Source organism: Streptococcus sp. 1F3, from assembly GCF_054968985.1.
Genome location: NZ_JBUEQR010000076.1, coordinates 1 through 5518, shown reverse-complemented (window position 1 = coordinate 5518; position 5518 = coordinate 1). Strand labels below are relative to the sequence as shown.

Here is a 5518-nt window from a genome sequence, read left to right as displayed (position 1 = left end):
AATATCCTCGGTAAACTGACTTTCCCACTCGTCACTATAGCCTTCAAAACGAAGCCGCTCAATCATCATGTTACTGACAAAAAAAGCATCCACTCCAGGCATCTCACCCAAAGGCCAGATGCGAGCTAGATAATCTACCACATAGTCATCGAAACCTTCTTGAAGTGGCATCTTGCGCCCTGAAATCGTAACAAGTGGACCTGGTCCCTCTGCCAAACTTTTTTTGAGTTCCTCTGGTAACAACTCCAAATCTAGCTCAACGACAGAACCTAAAGAGGATTACTATAATTGTCTGGAAGTTTGCCCTTCCAATCAATCCATTTTTGTTCTGCTAGAGGGATTAGTTTTTTGAGTTCCTCTTGGGTAAAGAGATCCCAACTTGTTGGATTGGCAATTAAAGGTGTTAATTTTTCTTCTATGATCCTTTTTCTCGTTTTTCTTCTCTCCTCTTCCGTTGATGACCAAGCATCTTCTCTTAATTTATAATGAATATCCCCCAGACTTCTTTGACCGCTTTCCAATAGTTGAAACAAATCTGGTGGCAACTCATAAACTACTCGTTGTTCTGCAATACCTCCTTCATTTGCTACAAAGTAATACTTGCCATCATGTCTCCACACTCTTTGTCCATATCCTGTGACTTCGTCATATTGACTGACCTCTTCCCATGTTAATTGACTATGTTCCATATCAAATTTATTTTAATCATCACTACTTGATAGAATTTCTGACCCTTCTGGTAATAATTCTTCTAGCTCTTGGCGAGTAAACAAGGCTTGATTTCCCATATCATTTTTCAGTAATTCAGGATTAGCTCTTAAAAATATTCTGTCAGCTTCCTCTTGTGACACATTAGATGGCCAAACATCATTTTGTAGCTTATAATGAATATCAACCATAGTTTTTTCTCCACTTTCAAGCAATTTTAATAGCTCTATAGGCAACTCATAAACTACTCGTTGTACCGCTATGCCTCCTTCCTCCTCAACAAGATAATATTGTTCCCCGTGTTTCCAGATATGCTGACCATAACCTGCTACTTCCTCAAACTTGATAACGTCTTCCCATGTTAATTGACTGTGTTCCATATCAAATTTATTTTAATCATCACTACTTGATAGAATTTCTGACCCTTCTGGTAATAATTCTTCTAGCTCTTGGCGAGTAAACAAGGCCTGATTTCCCACATCATTTTTCAGTAATTCAGGATTAGCTCTTAAAAATATTCTGTCAGCTTCCTCTTGTGACACATTAGGTGGCCAAGCATCATTTTGTGATTTAAAAAGCAAGTCCTCCGCAGAATGTCTTCCTGATAAATATTCATTAAAGTCAGTAGCCTGTATCTCAAAAACACGGCGGACAGAAGCTATGCCAAGCTCGAAAAAAGTATAGTAATTCCCATTATGTTCTCGGATATAAAGATTATCTGGTGTTTCTACTTTCTTGAACGTTTCGTATTCTTCCCATGTAATATTGGTAATGCCCATCTTAGTTTCCTCCTAATGGTCTAAATGTATATTCTCCCCATGGAACTTCATCAATAACAGCTTCTGGCATATTACCGGGATAAGTTCTTCCTCCTGGTTTCCAGTATCCATCAAATGCCGACTTCTCATTTCCACTTGGGACTTTTAAATTATGAATTGATTCTTTTGGAATATCTATGATGACTGGTGAATCCCCTAGATCTCCTGGATGAAGTCCCAATAAGTCTTCCAGAATTCTTGGATCACCTTGACTAACGTCAATCAAGGTTTCACCAACATCCTTTGGCATGACAAAAGCCACATGATCTGCCTCATTTCCTATAGCGCCATTGTTGTAGCCACCTTTTTGAGGAGTAAATTTCTGAATCTTGATTGCACCATTATCAAATTGCTTCTTGTGAGCCTCAATATAGTCTAAATCTAGATATCTCTCTGGATTAGGTCTAGGGGTAATATCTTTATTAGTAGAAATTATTTTTTCAAAATATTCCTGCTGATTTACCCCTTTTTTCATCCTAATTTTCGGTGCCTTCTCCGAAATTTCCAACACTCGGACACGGTCTTCTGGACTAAGACCGGCCTCTGCATACTTAGTCCATTGTTCATAGCGACGGGCATCTTCTGGGCTCATCCCTTCGATAAAAGGAAGTCTGCTTGTTTTCTCTATCACCTCATCCGCATGTTTACTTGAGAACTGCATGGCTTCACGCAGCGTCTTGCTCTCAACGCTAAAGGCAGACAGTGAGCCTACTTCATCCGCAAAGGTAAAGGCTTCCCGACGGAGGCCAGCTGGAATTCGGGTATCTAATAATTTCTCCCCAAATTGCCGAATGACAGGATTGCTCTTCGCTAAGATATTGTCAACCTTTGAGCCCCATTTTTCGACAGTTGCGAGGATTCTTACCTTGGTACTGTTCTTGGCTAAGCCAATCATCTCAGCGGCCTTAGCTCCAATATTTGTCCCCTTAGCCACCTTACCTACAGCTGCTGCACTAACAAAAAGACTGGCAATCTCGAAAGTCAGACCTCCTATATCATAGGCATCCATGTGAATAATCTGATCCCAGAGAGCTTTCCCTGTCTGCTGAGCTCGATAAGCAGCCTTATCCATATAACTAGCATTGGGAGCCTGTCCACGTATAGCCGCTACTGGATCAGTCAGAGCAGTATAGGTTCCTACTCCTAATTCTACAAGGCTAGACAGATTATCTACTGTCCCTTTCAAGTCTCGCTTCATCCACTCTGGAGTTTGGACACCTGTCAGACGATTAACACCATCAGTAATGGCAATATCAATAATCTGTGTCAAATCAACCGCACCTATCGCAGTCTCTGAAATCATACTTCCAGCTGCACCAATAAAACCTTCCGTAAACAGGAGCGTGTCCTTCACATCTTGAGGAAGCGGTAGGTTCCGTGTCCCCTCAACGACATCCCCCCACCAAGAACCAATCTCATCAGAACGATCCTTAAGTACTAAACAGTTGCTCAGTACTGATGATTGAGGTCTGCCGAACATAACTTCAACTATAGCAAAATATCTTGAAATCCTATTTCTGATATTTGTTCATTAATATATTTTATTCCAACACCATTTTCAATATCCCATTCACAATCACAAATGAAACCTGCTTCGCGTGTATTATCATCAAAGTTCATCGGAATCATAATTTGTTTCACTGTCAAAAATTTAAAAATTTCACTCGGATTATCTTTAGCATTTAACAACTTCTGACCAAAATTAGATTCTGAATCCAGTCTATCAAGTACCTCATCAATTATTGAATTATAATATCCAACAATACCAATCTCGGCTTGGATAACACAGTTCTGAACATCACTGAAAAAAAATTCAAAAGCTTTGATTTGGTTTTCATCAAACACCGCATCTTCATCTGCATCAATATTTATTTCAACAGAAAATTCCTTTTTGAAAATATTTAATTTAATACTCTTAGTCCAACCATTATTAAATGTCAATTCCCCAAAAACAGGATGTACTATCTTCATTTCATACCTCTTCTTCTACTTCAATAATTCCAACAACTTTTTGACTTCTGAAACACCGCCTAAATGTCCAAATTTGCCATTTACGATACTCGGAACTAGTTGCATACTCGTCATGTCATTAAGTTCATGCCACGTTAGTTTATTTTCTTTTCTAAACTTAATAATTTCTCGACGAGTTTTCCCTAATTCCCTAGCAAGGATCTCATCAGCTTGTCTAAAGTTAGCATTTCTATCAATACCCATATCTGTAATTTTCACTTCACCTTTAGAGACAGGTGAAAAATCTGGTATCGCATTTTCATACTCTATACCTTCTAAATTTACATCATCTAAAATTTTTCTAACTTCATCTTTGTTTGAAATAAATGTAGACTCTCCTCTTTCACCTGTCCAATGACCTTCATTTACGGGAGTCTGATTCAATCTTTCTTGGTAAGTGCTAACAGGCTCTCCTTTTTTAGCTTTTTCCAATACAGCTTCAAGATTTCTCTCCGTCCTAACAGAACCACTTACACCTTGTGACAACTCATCCACATGTTTACTAGAGAACTGCATGGCTTCACGCAGCGTCTTGCTCTCAACGCTAAAGGCAGACAGTGAGCCTACTTCATCCGCAAAGGTAAAGGCTTCCCGACGGAGGCCAGCTGGAATTCGGGTATCTAATAATTTCTCCCCAAATTGACGAATGACAGGATTGCTCTTCGCTAAGATATTATCAACCTTTGAGCCCCATTTTTCGACAGTTGCGAGGATTCTTACCTTGGTACTGCTTTTGGCTAAGCCAATCATCTCAGCTGCCTTAGCTCCAATATTTGTCCCCTTAGCCACCTTACCTACAGCTGCTGGACCAACCAAAAGACTGGCAACCTCGAAAGTCAGACCTCCTACATCATAGGCATCCATGTGAGTAATCTGATCCCAAAGAGCTTTCCCTGTCTGCTGAGCTCGATAAGCAGCCTTATCCATATAACTAGCATTGGGAGCCTGTCCACGTATAGCCGCTACTGGATCAGTCAGAGCAGTATAGGTTCCTACTCCTAATTCTACAAGGCTAGACAGATTATCTACTGTCCCTTTCAAGTCTTGCTTCATCCACTCTGGAGTTTGGACACCTGTCAGACGATTAACGCCATCAGTAATGGCAATATCAATGATCTGTGTCAAATCAACCGCACCTATCGCAGTCTCTGAAATCATACTTCCAGCTGCACCAATAAAACCTTCCGTAAACAGGAGCGTGTCCTTCACTCCTTGAGGAAGCGGTAGGTTCCGTGTCCCCTCAACGACATCCCCCCACCAAGAACCAATCTCATCAGAACGATCCTTCAGCCAGGCTTGGATGGGATGATGACGACGATAAGAGGCTTCCCGTTCTGCTGCCTCTTGTTCCTCCTTGCGTTTAGCAGCCTCAATCGCTTCTGCTTTGGCTTTTGCATACTGCTGATCCATCTCATAAATCGCTTGACCAAGGTCGCCATACGCCACAAAGCTCGTCAAAATAGGATCACTATAGCTCAAACTCTTTACTCTTCCTGCAACTGCCAGCTGGCTACTTAAAGCGCTAAATAGTTGCTCAGTACCGCTGGTTGAGGGCATCGTATCAAAGGCTAGAATCTTATTTTTCGTATCCTGAACATACTGCCGTGCCGTCTGGGTATTGGTATAGAAGGTGCTGCTTAACGGAGCGCTCAGATGATAGAGACTCGAAATACCATCATAGATACTCTTGAAGTTCGTATCCATGGTCTTATGTTGTTCATCTGCCTCATCCAATTTTTTGACCGCATCATCCAAAGTCTCCTCTGCCAGAACTGCTGTTGTAGAAGTTTCTTCAACAACATTCTGGAAGTCTGTAATCGTCTTGGAAAACTCAGAGCCTAGAAATTCTAAGCCATTCTTTAAGCCAACGATCACAGGGTTATGGACATTATTGATTTCATTCGTGATCGCTTTCCCAACTTCCCCATACATGGAGTTGCTGGTAATGATGGCATTCATCCCACTTTTCGCAGTATCTAGCT

Annotated in this window: 7 protein-coding genes; all 7 read right to left on the bottom strand. The window is 40.9% G+C overall.

Going from position 1 to position 5518, the window contains the following annotated elements; genetic code table 11:
- A partial coding sequence (locus ACVPON_RS07035; protein WP_462877552.1) for a DUF4176 domain-containing protein occupies positions 1 to 216 on the bottom strand: 216 nt, incomplete at its 3' end.
- A gap of 53 nt (positions 217 to 269) precedes the next feature.
- Positions 270 to 689: a hypothetical protein gene (locus tag ACVPON_RS07030; RefSeq protein WP_462877549.1), complete on the bottom strand. Its 420-nt coding sequence runs from the start codon at positions 687 to 689 to the stop codon at positions 270 to 272.
- 12 nt (positions 690 to 701) lie between these two features.
- Positions 702 to 1088, bottom strand: coding sequence for a hypothetical protein (locus ACVPON_RS07025; RefSeq protein ID WP_462877547.1), 387 nt, complete (start codon positions 1086 to 1088; stop codon positions 702 to 704).
- A 12-nt stretch (positions 1089 to 1100) separates the two neighbouring features.
- Positions 1101 to 1487 carry a hypothetical protein gene (locus ACVPON_RS07020; protein WP_462877545.1) on the bottom strand — a complete coding sequence of 129 codons (387 nt, stop codon included), beginning with the start codon at positions 1485 to 1487 and terminating at the stop codon, positions 1101 to 1103.
- Between the two features lies 1 nt (position 1488).
- Entirely contained in the window at positions 1489 to 3006 is a 1518-nt protein-coding gene (locus tag ACVPON_RS07015) for a hypothetical protein (RefSeq protein WP_462877542.1), read from the bottom strand.
- Between the two features lie 8 nt (positions 3007 to 3014).
- Positions 3015 to 3497 carry a DUF6985 domain-containing protein gene (locus tag ACVPON_RS07010; protein ID WP_462877540.1) on the bottom strand — a complete coding sequence of 161 codons (483 nt, stop codon included), beginning with the start codon at positions 3495 to 3497 and terminating at the stop codon, positions 3015 to 3017.
- A 15-nt stretch (positions 3498 to 3512) separates the two neighbouring features.
- Positions 3513 to 5518 (bottom strand): HNH endonuclease (locus tag ACVPON_RS07005; RefSeq protein ID WP_462877537.1); only part of this gene is annotated, 2006 nt, incomplete at its 5' end.

What these genes read in the sequence shown, in the direction of transcription:
- ACVPON_RS07030 (WP_462877549.1), bottom strand. Translation starts at nt 689, where the DNA reads ATGGAACATAGTCAATTAACATGGGAAGAGGTCAGTCAATATGACGAA.
- ACVPON_RS07025 (WP_462877547.1), bottom strand. Translation starts at nt 1,088, where the DNA reads ATGGAACACAGTCAATTAACATGGGAAGACGTTATCAAGTTTGAGGAA.
- ACVPON_RS07020 (WP_462877545.1), bottom strand. Translation starts at nt 1,487, where the DNA reads ATGGGCATTACCAATATTACATGGGAAGAATACGAAACGTTCAAGAAA.
- ACVPON_RS07015 (WP_462877542.1), bottom strand. Translation starts at nt 3,006, where the DNA reads ATGTTCGGCAGACCTCAATCATCAGTACTGAGCAACTGTTTAGTACTT.
- ACVPON_RS07010 (WP_462877540.1), bottom strand. Translation starts at nt 3,497, where the DNA reads ATGAAGATAGTACATCCTGTTTTTGGGGAATTGACATTTAATAATGGT.